This window comes from Fictibacillus iocasae (assembly GCF_042665465.1).
In the GTDB taxonomy this organism is placed as follows: Bacteria; Bacillota; Bacilli; order Bacillales; family Fictibacillaceae; genus Fictibacillus; species Fictibacillus iocasae.
Genome location: NZ_JBHTCP010000015.1, coordinates 21721 through 39389, shown reverse-complemented (window position 1 = coordinate 39389; position 17669 = coordinate 21721). Strand labels below are relative to the sequence as shown.

16 protein-coding genes are annotated in these 17669 nt (G+C 48.2%); 12 read left to right on the top strand and 4 right to left on the bottom strand.

Translation table 11 applies throughout. The features are described from left to right. Position 1 precedes the first annotated feature (1 nt). Entirely contained in the window at positions 2 to 640 is a 639-nt protein-coding gene (locus tag ACFQPF_RS09355) for an L-fuculose-phosphate aldolase (RefSeq protein WP_379748914.1), read from the top strand. Between the two features lie 195 nt (positions 641 to 835). On the opposite strand, the gene ACFQPF_RS09350 is transcribed toward ACFQPF_RS09355, so the two are convergent. Beyond that, the gene (locus ACFQPF_RS09350) at positions 836 to 1333 is read right to left on the bottom strand and encodes a glutathione peroxidase (RefSeq protein WP_379748912.1); all 498 of its coding nucleotides are present in this window, start codon (positions 1331 to 1333) and stop codon (positions 836 to 838) included. A gap of 154 nt (positions 1334 to 1487) precedes the next feature. Between ACFQPF_RS09350 and ACFQPF_RS09345 the strand changes: the two genes are divergently transcribed. Continuing rightward, entirely contained in the window at positions 1488 to 2285 is a 798-nt protein-coding gene (locus ACFQPF_RS09345; protein ID WP_379748910.1) for a sulfotransferase family 2 domain-containing protein, read from the top strand. A 7-nt stretch (positions 2286 to 2292) separates the two neighbouring features. Here ACFQPF_RS09345 and ACFQPF_RS09340 read toward each other — a convergent pair whose 3' ends face one another. Beyond that, the gene (locus ACFQPF_RS09340) at positions 2293 to 3864 is read right to left on the bottom strand and encodes a hypothetical protein (protein ID WP_379748908.1); all 1572 of its coding nucleotides are present in this window, start codon (positions 3862 to 3864) and stop codon (positions 2293 to 2295) included. Positions 3865 to 4028: 164 nt separating this feature from the next. Between ACFQPF_RS09340 and ACFQPF_RS09335 the strand changes: the two genes are divergently transcribed. From ACFQPF_RS09335 to ACFQPF_RS09290, 10 genes are all read left to right on the top strand, one after another. Further along, on the top strand, positions 4029 to 4379 hold the full coding sequence (locus ACFQPF_RS09335; protein ID WP_379748906.1) for a lmo0954 family membrane protein: 351 nt from the start codon (positions 4029 to 4031) through the stop codon (positions 4377 to 4379). Between the two features lie 15 nt (positions 4380 to 4394). Beyond that, positions 4395 to 5042 (top strand): PspA/IM30 family protein, encoded by a 648-nt coding sequence (locus ACFQPF_RS09330; RefSeq protein WP_379748903.1) that lies wholly within the window; start codon positions 4395 to 4397, stop codon positions 5040 to 5042. Positions 5043 to 5328: 286 nt separating this feature from the next. Beyond that, complete coding sequence (liaF, locus tag ACFQPF_RS09325; RefSeq protein ID WP_379748901.1) at positions 5329 to 6060, top strand: cell wall-active antibiotics response protein LiaF; 732 nt, start codon at positions 5329 to 5331, stop codon at positions 6058 to 6060. Next, positions 6057 to 7100, top strand: coding sequence for a sensor histidine kinase (locus tag ACFQPF_RS09320; protein ID WP_379748898.1), 1044 nt, complete (start codon positions 6057 to 6059; stop codon positions 7098 to 7100). The genes liaF and ACFQPF_RS09320 overlap by 4 nt, the downstream gene beginning before the upstream one ends. After that, positions 7093 to 7728 (top strand): response regulator, encoded by a 636-nt coding sequence (locus tag ACFQPF_RS09315; protein ID WP_379749140.1) that lies wholly within the window; start codon positions 7093 to 7095, stop codon positions 7726 to 7728. The genes ACFQPF_RS09320 and ACFQPF_RS09315 overlap by 8 nt, the downstream gene beginning before the upstream one ends. Before the next feature lie 473 nt (positions 7729 to 8201). After that, positions 8202 to 8660, top strand: a complete 459-nt coding sequence (locus tag ACFQPF_RS09310) for a MarR family winged helix-turn-helix transcriptional regulator (protein ID WP_379748896.1) — start codon at positions 8202 to 8204, stop codon at positions 8658 to 8660. Next, positions 8657 to 11791, top strand: a complete 3135-nt coding sequence (locus ACFQPF_RS09305; protein ID WP_379748894.1) for an efflux RND transporter permease subunit — start codon at positions 8657 to 8659, stop codon at positions 11789 to 11791. Before ACFQPF_RS09310 ends, ACFQPF_RS09305 begins: the two co-directional genes overlap by 4 nt. 279 nt (positions 11792 to 12070) lie before the next feature. Next, on the top strand, positions 12071 to 12730 hold the full coding sequence (locus ACFQPF_RS09300) for a carbon-nitrogen hydrolase family protein (protein ID WP_379748892.1): 660 nt from the start codon (positions 12071 to 12073) through the stop codon (positions 12728 to 12730). Positions 12731 to 12859: 129 nt separating this feature from the next. Next, positions 12860 to 13075: a DUF6366 family protein gene (locus ACFQPF_RS09295; RefSeq protein WP_379748890.1), complete on the top strand. Its 216-nt coding sequence runs from the start codon at positions 12860 to 12862 to the stop codon at positions 13073 to 13075. A gap of 126 nt (positions 13076 to 13201) precedes the next feature. Then, positions 13202 to 14710: a methyl-accepting chemotaxis protein gene (locus ACFQPF_RS09290; protein ID WP_379748888.1), complete on the top strand. Its 1509-nt coding sequence runs from the start codon at positions 13202 to 13204 to the stop codon at positions 14708 to 14710. A 57-nt stretch (positions 14711 to 14767) separates the two neighbouring features. On the opposite strand, the gene ade is transcribed toward ACFQPF_RS09290, so the two are convergent. After that, positions 14768 to 16492, bottom strand: a complete 1725-nt coding sequence (gene ade, locus ACFQPF_RS09285) for an adenine deaminase (protein WP_379748886.1) — start codon at positions 16490 to 16492, stop codon at positions 14768 to 14770. 230 nt (positions 16493 to 16722) lie between these two features. Then, a complete protein-coding gene (locus ACFQPF_RS09280) occupies positions 16723 to 17637 on the bottom strand; it encodes a nuclease-related domain-containing protein (protein WP_379748884.1) in 915 nt (304 codons plus the stop codon). Positions 17638 to 17669 lie beyond the last annotated feature (32 nt).

Here is a 17669-nt window from a genome sequence, read left to right as displayed (position 1 = left end):
CATGTTATTACAGCAAGAACGGGAACAGGTCGTGTTGTATGGGAAAAAGATGCTTCAAAGCGGCTTGACGAAAGGAACCGGCGGCAATATCAGCATCTTTAACCGGGAGCAGGGGCTTGTTGCCATCAGTCCGAGCGGGTTGGATTATATGGAAACGCAGCCTAAGGATGTGGTCGTCCTTGACCTGGATGGAACGGTGGTCGAAGGAAAGCGGAAGCCATCGAGCGAGCTTGACATGCATATGATTTTCTACCGTGATCGAGACGATGTGAACGCGCTTGTGCACACCCACTCGCCCTTCGCCTGCACGATTGCCACATTAAACTGGGACATTCCGCCGATCTCCTATTTGGTGGCGTTTGCCGGCGGCACCGTCCGCTGCGCGCCGTACGCGACGTTCGGCACGGTAGAGCTCGCTGAACTGGCGTTTGAAGGGATGCGGGGCCGACGCGCGGTGCTGCTTGCCAACCACGGCATGCTCGCAGGCGGCGCGTCCATCCAGCAGGCCTTTAACGTCGCTGAAGAGATCGAGTTCTGCGCGGAGATCTATTACCGCGCCAAGTCGTGTGGTGAACCGGTGCTGCTCGGGGATGATGAGATGAAGGTGCTAGCTGAGAAGTTTAAGAGCTATGGAGTGTAGAGTAGATGAAAAACGCCCGAGACCGGCTGTGCTGCAGCTGGCTCGGGCGTTTTCATTTGGTCTGTCATTTGGCGATGGCCGTAAATTTCAATTTTTCGTCGGTAAATCTTAAATCTTGCCCGCAAAATCTATATTCTCGCCCGAAAATAACCATTTCTCGCCCGAGGACAGTCGTACAGCTGTTTAACAGCCTCATTAACTGACTGTTTTTTCAGACAGCAGCTCTTGAATTGAGTTCTTTAGTGCTTCTGGCTTGTCGGTTGGCGCGAAACGGCTGACAACACGGCCGTTGCGGTCGATCAGGAATTTTGTGAAATTCCACTTGATCGATTTAGAGCCGAGTATGCCAGGTGCTTCTTTGCTTAAGTAGTGGAAAAGAGGGGAGGCATTGTCCCCTTTTACGTCCACCTTGCCAAACATCGGGAAGCTGACGCCGTAGTTCAGCTGGCAGAACTCCTGAATATCGTTCTCAGACCCAGGCTCTTGTGCACCGAATTGGTTACAAGGGAATCCAAGAATCTCCAGACCCTCTTCCTTCAGCTCTTTATACAGCTGCTGAAGACCTTCGTATTGCGGCGTGAACCCGCACTTGCTCGCTGTGTTCACGATCAGAAGCACCTTGCCTCTGTATTGGTCGAGCGGCACTTCTTCGCCTTTAATGTTTGTCGCAGTAAAATCGTATACCGTTGTCATGACGTATTCTCCTTTAAAGAAACTTTTTCTTTTATTGTACAGGTGTTGCGCAGCACAATCACGCAATCTGCTTTGACCATGGGCGAAAAAGTCCAATCATGCAGCCAAAAAGCTTCATACACTTAACAGTATATTGAACAAAACGGGTGAAAACATGGACAAAAACAGTGCTCTTACGAACCATTTGAAATGGCGGACGCCGCTTTATGATCCGGCATTTCCGTTTATCCTTTTCTTCAGCCAAAAAGGCGGATGCACAACCTTGATCAAGTGGTTTTTTTATCAGCTGAACCTGCTTGAATCATCAAAAAAAGTAGAAAATAACATCCACTTGTATCGTGTGAACCATTTTTACAGGCAGCCAGGCTATGTTGAGAATATTGAGACGGCCGTTATGAAAAAAAGCAAGCCCGTCTTCAAGCTTGTTCGCAATCCGTATGCACGAGCAGTCAGCTCGTATTTGCATTTATCCCGCATGAACCTTGTTTATCCTTCATCAGGTCCATTAAAAATAGAGTGGAAGAAAGCAAAAAACATGTATCCGTATCATGACGGGCTGACGTTTAAGCAATTTTTATATTATGTGAAGCAGTCAGGCGCACAGGTTCCGCATGTGGACGGGCACATTGCCGGTCAGTATGTAGAGGGCGAGGAGCTGTTTATGACTCGTTTCGTAAAGCTAGAGCAGCTGAAAAATCAAATTGCTGCCTGGGAGACCCAATATCAACTGAAGCACTCTCCGTTCGCCGAACTGGCCAAATCACCTCATCACAATCAAGAGATGATGAATGTTACCGGCGAATTTGCCGATCAAGTGATCACACGCTATCATTTCGTGTCGAACCAGCTTCCTTCGCTGCACAGCTTTTATGACACTGTTACGAAAGAGCTCGTGCAGGAGCTGTTCTCAAAAGAGTTCAGTTTATATGGATACAGCAGGCAGCTTCCTTAGCAATCGTTTAGTACACGTAAACGCCGACCAGCAGCATGACAATCAGCAGGTTCATTCCTGTGAAAAAGGATGATTTGTGCAGAAGCGTCCAGTCTTTGCCGGCTGCTGCGCGCAGTGCGAGCAAGGCTAGTCCGGCGATTACGACGGGAATCACGTAAGAGCTGCAAGTGAATGTCAAATAGCTAGGCGCCGCATCGTAAAAGAAATCGTTAAACAATCGTTGGATGCCGATCGTTTGAGCGGCAGCGAATAGAAGAGCGAACGACCAGAAAATCCATGGCTTTTCATCTTCAAACGACTGCTTTTTAAATAAATAGACAACCAATAACAACAATACTGTCGGCAGGACCCAGACCATGGCAACCAAGATGGCAAAGAACGAGATGATAAAAGCGGGTATCGTATTGCTAGCCGCGTTTATCAAGTCTGTCCGGGTTATTTGCTTGCTCTCTTCCTTAACGAGCGGGCTGCTGCTAGCCGCAAACAGCTGGTTTCCTTTGGCACTCATGCTGCCAAGCCAGAAGATGTTCTTGCCATCAAGCGTAGCAGGCGAGCGGTTGTAGGTATCTCTTGAACTGATGCGTTCTGCTTTCCACTCGCTATTTTCCGGCTGCGCGGTATAAATGTTAACCGAATCCTTCTTAGAAGTGAGCATGCCTCTCGAAGCGAAAAGAAGGTTAGGTGTTTCGCCTTTCATAAAAATGTCCATTTGAGTGGGCTTATCTAATACCAAATCTTGATTATTGGTAAAGCTGAGTCGATTAAACGGCATATTTTCCAGCTTTTCAACCGGCGCTGATCCGTAAAAAGAGATATACGTCCGCGCTCCACCGGCAACAGAGTATTTCGTGTAGATCACGTGCAGGTCTTTGTCTGATTCAGCAAATTTAACGCCGATTAGCGATTCTGTCGAAATTTTTTGAATCGAGAAGACAGGGGACAAGCGGAAGCTGTCTTCTGTTTTGGTCGCATAATGGACGGTGTGATTATCATCTGCCGTGACGGTCGCCATCACAGAATCATGGTGAAGGCTGCCGGATAGGCTGGAGATAGGAGCGTTGTATGTGTTTACCTCCACCGTCTTTTCTTTTTCAGGCAAATAGGCGAACACTCGGTTTTCGCTTGAATAGTACACCATATTTTTGGCAGGAGCCATGAATGAAACGTTTTCTGCCAGCACTTTTTCTTTGCCTTCTTTTAATAGGACGAGCTTTTGAGCCGACGTGGAGACAAATTGCTTGCCGTCGGACCAAACTCGGGCGTTTTCATCGAGTACCGCTTTTGATTTTGTCGTGTTCACCACATGAAGGTCTTCATCCAGCTCCAGCTTCTGAATACCTGTTTGGCCGGCAGTGTAGACGAATGTATGGCCGTCTTTATGCTGAAGAAATGGCGTGTCGTTGCCTGAATTGTTCGGGAGCTCAATCGAACGGCTCCAGTCGTCAGTCGGCAGCTTCAACTCTTTTTGCAAGTAATTCAGAAAAACGAGCGAGAGAAGCACAATCGCTGCAAGCATTGGAATGACGATGGGCTTGTAGGTGGTTTGGTGCTTCTTTTTCTTCTCTACATTCAGTTGCATGTTCAGATCCCCTCTTTGTCTAGTCTGTTCAAGAAAAAATTCCCATTTCTTATTTTCTCCTATATTGGCATAAGCCTCAAGTCTTATCTGAAATTATAGCTGTGGTCCATTATGAGAAATTTCCCAGTTAGGTAAGCTAAATGTATGAAAGGAGGAAGCCACACATGAAAAAATTTGGCTTGCTTATTATTGGAGGAATCGCAGCCGTTGTGCTGCTGGCAAATCTAGGGCCCATGGCGGGTCTCGCGATTGGCCTGGCGATCTTGTATTACGCGTTCAAGAAATTTACGGGTGCAGAAACGACAGGAAAGAAAGTGCTATGGGGTGTAATCGGTGTGATCGCGTTATGTGCGTCGATCTCTAACCTGCCGGCGATCCTAGGTGTCGTCGCACTGTACGTGATGTATGTGGTGTACAAAAAATGGAACAGTGAGCCGGCTGCTGAGCTTGCAGCTGCAGGAGATGACCCGTTTACAAACTTTGAACGCCAATGGGCGGAACTAAAGAAAAATTAAAAGGAGCGATGTGAAATGAACGCATTTGAACGATTGAAGAACACGATTATGGCTGATATTCACGATTTGATGGATCAGAAGGAAGAGAAAAATCCGATCATGCTGCTGAACCACTATTTACGCCAATCTGAGCAAGAGGTGCACAAAATCAGCAAGCTGGTCGACCGCCAGCGCACACTGAACGGTCAATTTGCCCGTGAACGGAAGGAAGCAGAGGAAATGGCGGCTAAGCGAGCGGGCCAGGCAGATCTTGCTCAGCGAGCGGGCGAGCACGATCTATATGAATTTGCATTGCTTGAAAAAGAGCAGTACGAACTGCGCGCGGCGCAGCTGCGTGAGACGAGTGAGAGGGCAGAGCGTGATCTCGAGCAGCTCGAGCAAAAATACGAGCAGATGAAGCACAAGCTGAAGGATATGTACATCAAGCGCATGGAGCTCATGGGCCGCGAGAACGTGGTGCGCGCCAACCGAAGCATCGATAAAGTGCTAAAGCCAGATGGAGTGGGAGGCTCCCCATCTTTCCGGTTCGATGAGATCGAGCAGTTCATCGAGCGCCTCGAGCAAAAGGTAACTGCCAATTATGAGCGCAGTTCGATGGAAGCCCGCTTCGCCCGTCTGGAAAAAGAGATGGTGAAGGAAGAAGTGCCAAACGCGGCGAACTAAAGGATAGGTTAGTGTTGTAAGGAAAGGCGCCTTTGCTGTGCGCCTTTTCATGTTTAAAGAAAACTTGGCTGACGCCAAGCCTTTAAGTCAGCCTTAGTTGCCCTTATACTATAGACATTAACTTTTAGATACGCCGATTAATCACCTTTGCAAAAAGCTATATCTTGCTATAGTGGAATTCAAGGTCGGGGTCCGGTACCATTCAAAGTAAATGAGGGTAACAGCGCGGTTTGTTGAGGGGGTGTACCGGACCCCGACCTTCTACAGAAAGAGAGCGTGACGGCACATGAGGCAGAAAAAGAAAAGCGACGTGATCAGCTGGATTCTATTAATTGGAGTGGTGCTGTTATTGCTTGAAGCATCCTTTAACGGCGAAGGAATCGTGTTCGTGTGCGCACTGTCTGCTGCTCTGATCTTTCTTGGAAGAAAAAAGTGGCATCGAACGTTCGGGAAAATTACATTCTGGGCGGGCGTGATCATTTTAGGCGTGACCATTTTTAATCTAATGGCGTTCAAGTTTCTGCTGATCGTCGCTTTACTTTTTATAATTGTTCAGTTTTACCAATCGAAACAACATCCTGCTGTGATTGAACCCGTCTTGCTTGGGCCGGTTGAAGGGGCAGAGGAAGAGCTGTACGAGCGAAAATCTCTGCTGCAGAACGTGTGGTTCGGCAAGCAGTCGACGCCGGATGATGTGTACGAGTGGAACGACATTAACGTGCAGTGCGGAGTCGGCGATACGGTCGTTGACTTAAGTCAGACGATACTGCCGGACGGCGAGGCTATTATCTTTATCCGCAACCTGATCGGTAATGTGAAAATCATGCTTCCTTATGAAATCGATGTGAGTGTGCAGCATTCGGTGCTCGTAGGTTCTACCGTCATTTTTGAAAAGTCAGAACCTAACATCTTCAATCAGACCCTGTATTACCGGACAAAGGAATACGAGCAGGCAGAGCGGAAGGTGCGGATCTTAACTAGCATCGGAGCGGGCACACTGGAGGTGAAGCGCGTATGAGTACGGTGCTGAAGAATATGATTTCTGGTGTTGTTGTCGCTTTTTTGGTGCTTGTGCTCGTTTCGGCAAGTTTGTACTGGTATTTTCCGTTAGAGAATGAAAACGACCTATGGACAACATATGTGTTTGACGTGCCGTTTGGCTTATTTGTGCCTTTTGCTGCTATCATGGTTGGTGCCTTTCTTGGAATGTTCACAGGGATCTCGTCAAGACGACAGCTGAAGATCGTCGAGCGAACGTTGAAGCTGATCGAGGACGGGCGCCAGGTGAATGTAAAAGAAGCGGGCGGACTGGAGCTGCGCGCGGTCATGAAACGGGTAGCCGCCATTCAGCAGCAGCTTGGCGAAACGATCCGGCAGTCGCAGAAAATGGCGACCGAAAAGGCTGTCGATCAGGAGAAGCGGATTCAAGACATCATCTCGCAGGAACGCCACCGGCTCGCGCGCGAGCTGCATGATTCGGTGTCTCAGCAGCTGTTCGCTGCGAGCATGATTCTGTCGGCCGTAAACGAAACGCGGCCAGAGTCTGATGACCGCGAAACGAAGCAGCTGAAAATGGTGGAAGAGACGATCCATCAGACACAGCTCGAGATGCGGGCGCTGCTGCTGCATCTAAGGCCAGCCGCATTAAACGGCAAGTCGCTGCAAAAAGGCATGGAAGAGCTGCTCGGTGAACTGCTGCAAAAGGTGCCGATCGAGCTGAAGTGGAAGATCGAGACCATACAGCTCGATAAAGGGGTCGAGGATCACCTGTTCCGCATTTTGCAGGAGTCGGTGTCGAACATCCTGCGGCATGCTGAAGCGAAAAAAGCACAGATCCTGCTAATTCAGCGAGATGATCTGATTATTTTGCGAGTGGAGGATGACGGGGTCGGCTTTATGATGGATGAACAGAAAACCGGCTCGTATGGTTTGCAGAACATGCAGGAACGCGCAGCCGAGATTGGCGGAACCTTAAAATTGGTGAGCGTTCCCGGCCAGGGTACCCGATTGGAAGTGAAGGTACCGATTATTGCGGCAGGAGATGAAAATGATGATTAAAGTGCTGTTAGTAGATGATCATGAGATGGTGCGGATCGGGGTATCGGCTTACCTGTCCGCACAGCCGGATATTGAAGTGGTCGGTGAGGCGGAGAACGGGCGGATTGCGGTGGACATGGCGCTCGAGCTGCGCCCTGATGTCATCTTGATGGACCTTGTCATGGATGTGATGGACGGAATCGAGGCAACGCGCGAGATTACTTCTGCTTGGACGGAAGCGCGGATTATCGTGGTGACGAGTTTCCTTGATGATGAAAAAGTGTACCCGGCGCTTGAAGCGGGGGCGGTAAGTTATATGCTGAAAACGTCAAAAGCGGGCGATATAGCGGCCGCTGTCCGCGACACATATGGTGGAAAATCGGTGCTCGAGCCAGAGGTGACTGGCAAGATGATGAGCCGCATGCGGCAAAAAGTGGTCCGGCTTCCGCACGAGGAACTGACCGCCCGCGAGATGGAAATCTTGCTGCTCATGGGACAAGGCAAGTCGAACCAGGAAATTGCCGATGAGCTGTATATCGCGTTGAAGACAGTGAAGGTGCACGTGAGCAACGTACTGAGCAAGCTCGATGTACAGGACCGCACGCAGGCTGTGATCTATGCGTTTAATCAGGGGTTGATTAAGGCTTAAAGAAGGAGGGGTCCGGTACTAATGGTACCGGACCCCTCCTTCTTTTGTGATTGCTCATTTTGTGGGTTGGTTGTTAAAAGGTTGATTAGGTGTTTCGGGGTTGAAGTTCCAGTTGATGTTGTTGCTGTTGTGGACTTGGCGCGAAAGCTTTGTAAATCGACGCGCAAGTTATGATATGTCAGGAGAAGTCGCGCGCAAGATTAAGGAAGTGGCGCGAATAAGGTTAACGGCGCGAATCCCTTGCTTTATGGCGCGCAAAATCTAGTTGTCGAGTTGTCGCGCGGAAACCCTAAGTGTGGCACGCATTTTTTCAAATTGGCGCGCAAGCTAAAGAAAGGATGACTTTAGCGTACCGGACCCCTATCCCCGGCTCATTCCCTCTTGACCAATCAACCCGAACGCATTATAGTTATCATCGTGAACTGTTTTCGTTAAGAACTATTACTTCTAACAAGATGGAGAGTTGAATAGATATGGATATTGTGCGTATGCAGCAGGTGATGCAGCGGTTTGATAAGGCGTCGTTTACGGTGAACAAGCGGTTCAGTTCGCTGATTAGGGAACAGATTCAAGATGAACTGACGATGGATCAGTTGAACATGATGAGGTATCTTCAGAATTTTAGTCCGTGCACGACGACAGAGCTTGCGGATGCGTTTTGCGTGAACAAGAGTGCGATCACGGCAATCATCACGCGCATGACGGAGAAAAATTACATTAAGCGCGTTCGTGACCGGAAAGACCGACGTATCGTTTATTTAACGCTGACAGCGGAAGGGCAGCGAGTGTTTCAATGGGCAGAAGAAAAGGTGTTCATAATCGTCTCTTCTTATTTGCAGCAGTTTAGCGAGGACGAGATTGAAACGTTTCTTTCGCTGTATGAAAAGCTGAGCGGCATGCTTCAAGGAACAGAAGGGGAGAAAACAACATGAATGCCATTTTAAAAGCAAGATGGTTTGTGTTTGCCGCTTGGGTGGCGGTGGTCGCAGTTCTTGTGACGACGGCGCCGAATATGGTCGATCTTGTCCGTGAAAAAGGGCAGATCAACGTGCCAGACGGCTATTCGTCCAGCTATGCGAGTCAGCTGCTTGATGAGATGAGTGAGCAGGACAAAAGCGATGACGGCTCGCAGGTGGCGCTTGTTTTTCACGAAAAAGATAAGCTCAATTCCACCGATATGGAAGCGATACAGAGCGGCATCGATAAGCTGCAAAGCGAAAAAGAAAAGCTTGGCATCACGTCGGTTGTCACGCATTTCACCGAGAAAGATCTGAAGGAACAGCTAGTCTCAAAAGACGGCAAGACGGTGCTCGCCCTCGTTTCGGTGACGGCGAACGACCGCTCAGCGTCCGAAATTTCGGATGCGCTGTACGGTGCGATCGACGATGTAAAGGTGGACCATTATTACACGAGCAGCTGGATGATTGATGAAGATGTGGTCATGAGCTCGCAGGAAGGGCTGAAAAAGACAGAATATATCACGCTCGTTTTCATTCTGGCTGTGCTTTTCATCGTGTTCCGTTCGTTTGTCGCGCCACTTATCCCGCTCGTGACAGTGGGATTGAGCTATATTACGGCGCAATCGATCGTGGCTTTTTTAGTCGATCAGTATAATTTCCCGCTGTCGACGTTCACGCAGATCTTCCTCGTTGCCGTCCTGTTCGGCATCGGGACGGATTATTGCATCCTGCTATTGAGCCGTTTTAAAGAAGAGATGGCGCATCATGAAACGTTGTCGGATGCGATTAAAGCGACATATAAAACGGCGGGCCGAACGGTGATTTACAGCGGTCTGGCGGTGATGATCGGGTTTGCGGCGATCGGCTTTTCACAGTTCAAGCTGTATCAGTCGGCCGCAGCGGTGGCGATTGGTGTGGCTGTCCTGTTAATCGCCCTGCTCACACTCGTTCCTTTTTTCATGATCGTGCTCGGCAAGAAGATTTTCTGGCCGGCGAAGGGTTCGATGGAGCATAAGCAAAGCCGGTTATGGGCGGCTGCGGGCACGTTTTCATTGAAGCGTCCGCTCGCATCGCTCGCTGTCGTGGCGGCGATTACGGTTCCGTTTTTAGCGACGTATGACGGCGACCTCTCGTTCAACTCACTCGACGAGATCGGGGAAAAATACAATTCCGTCAAAGCGTTTAATGTGATTTCAGAAAGCTTTGGTCCGGGCGAATCGCTTCCGGCAAAAATCGTGGTGAAGAACGACGAGCCGATGAACGAATCAGCCTACCTGACGACGATTGAAAAAATCAGCCGTGAAGTGGAAAAGGTGGACGGCGTCGATAAAGTACGAAGCGCCACTCGCCCGGTCGGCGAGGAATTGAGCGACCTGTATGTGTCGAACCAAGTGGATACGCTCGGCGAGGGGCTCGGCAAAGGGAATGACGGGTTAAAGAAAATCAGCGGAGGATTGGCAGAGGCGAGCACACAGCTAAGCGAATCACAGCCGAAAATGAAGCAGACGACCGATGGCATCGGAGAGCTCATCAACGGGACAAACGCGCTCAAATCCGGTGTGAACGATGTGACGGATGCTCTTAGCAAAATTGAGAAGGGCATACGTGACGGTTCGGCTGGAGCGGACGATTTGACCACTGGCATCCAGCAGATCCGCACGAAAACACAGGAGCTGTCAAAAGGAACCGCGACTCTTTTAGAAAAATACAAGCAGGTAGAACAAGGGCTTGGTGATTTGCAAAAAGGGTACAGCGGAATTCAAGCGAATCTCCAGGGGTCATCACAGGCGCTGGCTGGTCTTTCTGGCAACTTCACTAATCTGGAGGAAGCTTATCCAGGAATTAATGATAACGGCGATTACGAAAAAATTAAAAACACTGTAAGCCAAGTGAGAACAGGAACGAGTGAACTAGCAGGCGTGGTTGGGAAGTTAAACGGCGGACTGGCAGAATCGCAAAAAGGCCTGCAGCAGATGAACAGCAGCTTGTCACAAGTTTCACAAGGGCAGCAGGCGCTCGCAGATGGCCTCGGCCAGATTGAATCTGGACTTTCTGAGCTGGAAAATGGACTTGATCAACTCGCGGACGGCCAAGGTCAGGTGACGGCAAAAATGCCGGAGTTCTCGAACGGGTTGAGCAAGATCGCGGGCGGTCAGGAACAGCTGAAAAGCGGTTTCGGCCAGCTGGACGGCCAGCTCGTTCAGTTAACGGACGGACTTGATCAAAGTGTGGACGGCATCGACCAAGTGTCGGATGGTCTGGACTCGGCGAACGATTATTTAGCCACACTCTCTAAAACGAGCGACAAAGAGATGACAGGCTGGTTCATTCCGGAAGACGCGCTTGCGAATGATGAGTTTCAGCAAGTGTTCGACAATTATATGTCCAAGGACCGCAAGTACATGACGATGGACGTGGTGCTGAGCGAGAATCCTTATTCACAGGACGCGCTGGCGAAGGTCGATGATATTGAAGCAGCAGTCGAGCGCGCAACAAAGGGCACGAATCTGGAGAACGCCGACTACGCGATCAGCGGAGTAACGAGCATCTACTCTGATCTGAACGAAATTTCGGCATCCGATTATGCGCGGACGGTCGTGCTCATGCTGCTCGGTATCGGAATTATTTTAATGATTATGCTGCGTTCGTTCATCATGCCACTTTACATTATCGCATCGCTCATCCTGACGTATTACACAGCGATGGCAATCACTGAAACGATTTTCGTGAACATCATGGGCTATTCGGGCATCAACTGGGCGGTGCCGTTCTTCGCCTTCGTCATTCTCGTGGCGCTCGGAGTCGATTACAGCATCTTCCTGATGGACCGGTTTAACGAGTACAAAGAACTGAGTGTACAGCAGGCGATGCTTGAGGCAATGCGGAACATGGGTACGGTGATCATCTCGGCGGTCGTCATCCTCGGCGGAACGTTCGCCGCGATGTACCCGTCAGGCGTGCTGTCACTGCTTCAAATCGCAACGATTATCCTAAGCGGACTGCTGCTTTACGCCTTCATCATATTGCCGCTGTTCATGCCGGTCATGGTGAAGACGTTCGGCCAAGCGAATTGGTGGCCGTTTATTGGCGAGAGAAAAGAATAATGATGTAAAAAGCAGTCTAGCTCGTTTCTTGAGCTGGGCTGCTTTTCTTTTGGTAGAGGAATTGAATGGTCAATTGTGTAATTATACTTTTATAGGTTCGAAATGTATAGGAGGTCATCGTGTTGCCACAAAGAAAACCCAATAAAAACTTACGGCTATTAAATTAGAGAGTTCTATAACGTAATTTGCTTCAAATAGTCAATTTACAATTTATGTCAGGATAAATAGAAAGCGGCGAATTAAAAATTGATTTGTGTGTTAGAAAGGTGTGAGCTTTAAATGAAAATTCTTATCGGTCAACCTAAGAAAGAAGAAAATTTGGAACAACTAAGTTTTGAATTAAAAACTAATTCCTCAGTAGATCTAATCATATATCCAGAGGGTTATTGCCAAAAAACGGATTTGGAAAAAGTGAGTTATTTAGCTGAAAAATTTAAAACAGCAATTGTAATGGGTTACAAGGATAATCAAAATTTAGACAGAGCTCTTATAATCAACAATAATGGTAAAGTGATTCTGGATAGAGCAAAAACACCTGAAATAAAGACATTGTATACTCCGTCTACAACCCAAGATAATGGGATTCAATACGGATATCTTCTTTGCAGAGAAGTTTTTCTAGGGCTGGAAGGTCTAAAGAACGAAAACTCTATAAATATCATTTTTAACCCAATTGGAGTAGGGATGTTTAGTGAAGAACAATATTCAGACTGGTCTGGTGAAGCGAAACAAATCAGCATTCAACAGAAATCAATAGTTATAGGCACGAGTCACGCAGATGGTTCTTATAGAAACTGTGGTTTTTCTATTCCTATTGCTTTTTGCTTTGATGAAACTGGAGAGGTGATACTGCTCTCTAAAAATGATACGCGTACTCGTATACTGGACACCGTTACAAAAACAGTTGAAGTAATAGATTCTATCGTTAAATCACATTAACTAATTTAAATCAGATTTTAAAAAAAGCGTAAATGGATTATGCCTTTTTCTATCTCATTAGCAACAAAATTTTTGAAAAAACGGCCTTTTAAAAAGATGACGGTCATCTAAAAAGAAGGGGATGGAAGAATGGTTGAAAACAAAGAAACGCCTGAACAAAAACGCGAAAGACTGCGTCAAGAAGAGAGCAAACGTAATCCGACGGGAAATATGAACGATGCGTTGAACCGGGCGCAAGCGGGAAATCTTACTGATGCAGCAGGCGGTTTGGGCTGGAGTGGGTTTGGTCTCCTCATCCTTATAATTGTCATCAGCTTTGTTATTGGATCCTACTATTTCGAGTGAAAAGACCTGTTATGAGGGTCTTTTTTTTACGTAGTACAAAAAAATACAACTTTTTGTAAACTTTTGTATAAGTAAGGCGATACATAAAAGGTAACGTTAATTGAGTAGCTGAAATGAGGTATGGGAATGAGTCTGAATAAAAATAAATTGATGCTAGTGCTGTCATCAGTCGGAATGATCCTAGCGATTTTGATACAAATGATTACGAGGATTTGGCCGATGACATGGACAGACGGACAGCTGGAAAGCTACTCTGTGATCTTGTATACGGCTTTAGCGATACCGCTGATCATGCTGGCTGTTGCATGGAGGATGTACCATCACAGCCATCATCATCCCGTTTTGCCTGTTCTGATCACGATTATCCTCACATTCATCAGCAACGCGATGATTGTGAGTGGTGAAGGAGATGTAGTGTTTCACTTTTCCATTTTTCTTGTTGTGGCATTAATGAGTTTTTATGATGACATCAAGCTCATTTTAGTCATGACGGTTATTTTTGCGCTCTTTCACTTGATGGCGATGTTTTTTTATACAGCGCTTTATTTTGGAACTCATCATTACAATTGGTATATGTTCGTTCTCCACGCCGTTTATCTCGTGCTGACATCCAGCGGAATCTCGTGGCAGATTCATACGAAAAAACAGTATACGAATCAGCTGCAAGAAGAGAATGAATATCGTGCAGAAGCGCTGCATTCAGCGATCCACCATATACAAAATACGTCTTCTAAGCTTGTGGAGCATGTTCAGATGCTGACACAAAATGCGAAGGAATCCAGTGGTGCCATTAAGGATGTGGTCCACTCGATCCATCAGATTGCGGCAGGATCAGATGAGCAGCTGGAACGGTCAAAGCAAAGTGAGGAAGATGTTCAGCACTTAAATGGTGGTGTGTCATCTGTGATGGCGCGGACGGCCAGGGCTCTGGAATCGTCATCATCGGCTAATAGGCTGGTCGAGCAAGGAAACCGTTCCATGGTCAAAACGAAGCAGCAGATCGAACATATCCATCATCATTTCCAACATGTGTCCCAAACGGTCTATCACCTTGAAAACGAATCCAATCAGATTGGGAAAATCTTGTCTGTAATTTCAGAAATAGCGGGACAGACGAACCTTTTGGCACTAAATGCAGCCATAGAAGCAGCTAGAGCGGGAGAGTCTGGAAAAGGGTTTGCGGTTGTGGCCGATGAAGTCCGTAAGCTTGCCGCCCAGTCGAATGCAGCCGCTGGCGACATCTCCCATTTAATCGAATCCATTCAGCGTGAGATCACAGTGGCAGGAGGCACGATGAGAGATGGAGTAACGGTTGCAGAGAAGGGCTTAGAGCTGGTCGGTGAGACGGAATCGATTTTTGCGGAAATCTTAAACGTATCGAATAAGGTGGCACTGGAGGTAAGGGACATCTCCGCGATTTGTGCACAGCTGGAGGAGAATACAGAACACCTGACCGATTCACTTCAGATTATGGCTGTAACGTCAAAAGAGCATAATGAGACGAGCCGGGAAATTCTCGTTAACTCCCAACAGCAGATGGCCGCTACGCTCCAGCTGAGCGATGTGACCACACAGCTGCAACAGCTTTCCAGTAACATGAATGATCTGGTGATGAACTTAAGTGAAAATAAATAGAAAGCTAGCGGGTGTGTATCCGCTAGCTTTTCTTTACACTTTGAGCAAGTATAACTTTTACGCCTTTAACGAGATATGGGAAAAACGGCGGAAATCAAACAGACCCATGTCGGTGAGCTTGATTTCCGGAATGACGGGAAGTGTCAGGAACGACAATGTTAAAAATGGATCGAAATCGCCATCGAATCCGAGCTCGTTCAGCTTGGACTTCAGGTGTAGAATCTCATCGTTCACCTGCTCGAAGCTGCGGTCTGACATCAAACCGGAGATGGGAAGCGGAACAGAGGCGAGCACTTCACCGTCCTTTACAATGACATATCCGCCTTTCATGTTCTGTATCTCGGCAGACGCTGTCATCATGTCACGGTCGTTCGTTCCGGCGACGACGAGGTTATGAGAATCGTGCGCGACGGTAGAAGCAATTGCGCCGTCTTGCAGCCGCAATCCTTTTACGATGCCGAGCCCGATGTTGCCCGTCTTATTATGCCGTTCGATCACGGCGATTTTAAGAAGATCGTCTGTTGCAGAAGGAAAATGCTCTCCAACCGCAGCCGTTACTTTTTTCGTGACGAGCTTATTTGGTATCACCTCGATCACGTTTGCATGGTCGCCTTTTTTCAGCCCGATAACAAAGTGCTCTACTGAGAGCGGAGCAATATGGATCGAGTCGGTGAGTGCTTTTGGCGGAGCTTGTTGATTGAGCTCCGGACCACAGTAGCTGCCGTCTTTAGCGACCAGTTTTCCTTCCGCATAGACGCTTGCAATCGCGACATTTTCCAAATCGTCCAGCACCAGAAAGTCAGCTTTATACCCTGGTGCGATGGCGCCTTTATCGTTCAAACGATAGCATTTCGCCGCGTTCAATGAACATAGCTGAATCGCTTGGATTGAATCCATGCCTTGCTTGATAGCGAGCCGAACATTGTGGTCAACACTTCCTTCTGCGACGAGATCATCAAGGTGCTTATCATCGGTACAAAACATGAATCGGCTGGCGTTGGCAGACGTCACAGCTGGCAGCAATGCAGCCAGATCCTTCGCCACTGACCCTTCACGGATAAGGACGTACAACCCGCGGGTGATGCGGTCGCGCGCTTCCTCGGCCGTCGTGCATTCGTGATCGGTTGAGATGCCGGAAGATGCATACACGTTGATGCCATCTGCATCGAGACCCGCCCCGTGGCCGTCGATGATGGCTTTGTGATTAGCGGCAGATAAAAGCTTATCGAGCATCTCTTTTTTGCCGTGGAGCACAGCCGGATAGTCCATCACTTCAGCCAGCCCGGGTACACGGTTGTGTTTGTAAAAAGGGTGAAGGCGATCGGCTTCAAGCACCGCGCCCGCATTTTCGAACGGTGTAGATGGCACGCATGACGGCAGCATGACCCGCACGTCCAGCGGCAGGTTTTCCGATTGCTGCAGCATGTAAGAGATGCCCTTCGTACCCGACACGTTGGCAATCTCATGCGGGTCGGTGATGACAGTCGTCACGCCGTGCGCGAGCAAAACCTTGCTGAACTCTACTGGCGTAACCATCGACGACTCAATGTGCACGTGTGCATCAATAAAAGCCGGACTCACATAACGGCCGGCCGCGTCCACGATCTCGTCCGCCTCGTCGTAAAAACCGATGCCAGCGATGTATCCGTCGATGATGGCTATATCGGCTTCGATAATTTCCAGGTTAAAGACGTCGATAACTTTGCCGTTCTTTATGATCAAGTCCGCCGGGATGCGCTTGGCGGCGGCATCAATCCGGCGTTTTAATGTGATTTCGTCCATGAGCAGCTCCTTTTATATTCAGTAGTATAAGTGTGGCACTTTTTTGCGGTGCTGAAACGTGTGAGATTTGGTCGCTGCTGCAAAGAAAAGGCTGCGGCTGCAAATAATTGTGTCGAAAAATAAATAAAATGTGGCGCTGCAAATAAATTTTCGGATCTGCAAATAAATGGTTTGAACTTGCAAATAATTATCGCAGATTCGCAAACAAATGTCGCGAATCTGCAAATAAATTATGACTTCGGCAGTGAGAGCTTATATTTTCGGTTCTTTTTTGCACCGGACGAGGGCAGTGACAGCTGCTTTAACAACCGACTTGCTGTAAAAACGGATTCCATACGAGCAAAATCCCTAAAATGAGAGTTGCTGATCTCGTCACCGACGAGCAGCACATAATCTTTTAGAGCAGTGAGGTGAGCGTCCCGCGAAAAGGCGAGACAAAAGGGGCATCGCCACCCGGAATTCACTTTGAACATCGGGTCTCTGACGGACGGGCAGTCGGCATTTGGACAGAATACGCCTAATATCAAGTCGCTCAGCTTCAATTCGTACCAATGCATGAGATCGGGATTGTATGGTGTGCTGCGCTTTATCAACGATTTGGCGATTTGTTTGATGAGCTTAGCAGATAACACTTCATCTGTATGAGCAGATTCAAATTCAGCCGTCCGATTGGGGAGGTTTAACCGTGATGTCACGTTCTGATAGACGAAATGGTGGTTGGACGTAGCGTCATACCGGGTGTCGGAGTTGCTGATGACCACTTGAGTGATCACGGGGACGAACGGAAATTTTTGCTGTTTGAGCCACTTTTCAAGCTGGATGCGCTGTCTTTGGACCTGCAGCAGAGGATCACTGTAGCTCCGTTCCAGCCCATTTTTATTGTGAATGATGTGCCGCGTGTGCTGATCAAACAGGATAGAGCCGGACATGTTCTTCGCTTCTAAAATGAGCAGATACGATGGTGAGAGCAGAAGGCAGTCAATTTGAAAAAAATCGCCATTCTCATTTTCTAGCCTGAGGTCTTCAAGCACAGAATAATGGTTTTGCTTGAGAAATTGAAAATCATAATGCAGCGCCTGCTCACCGCGATACCCCGCCAAGCTTCGCGCAAGATCTTCTTCAATGTCCGCCCGCTTTTTGTGCATAGCCGGAAGCCTCCTCAACAATGCCTCAAGCT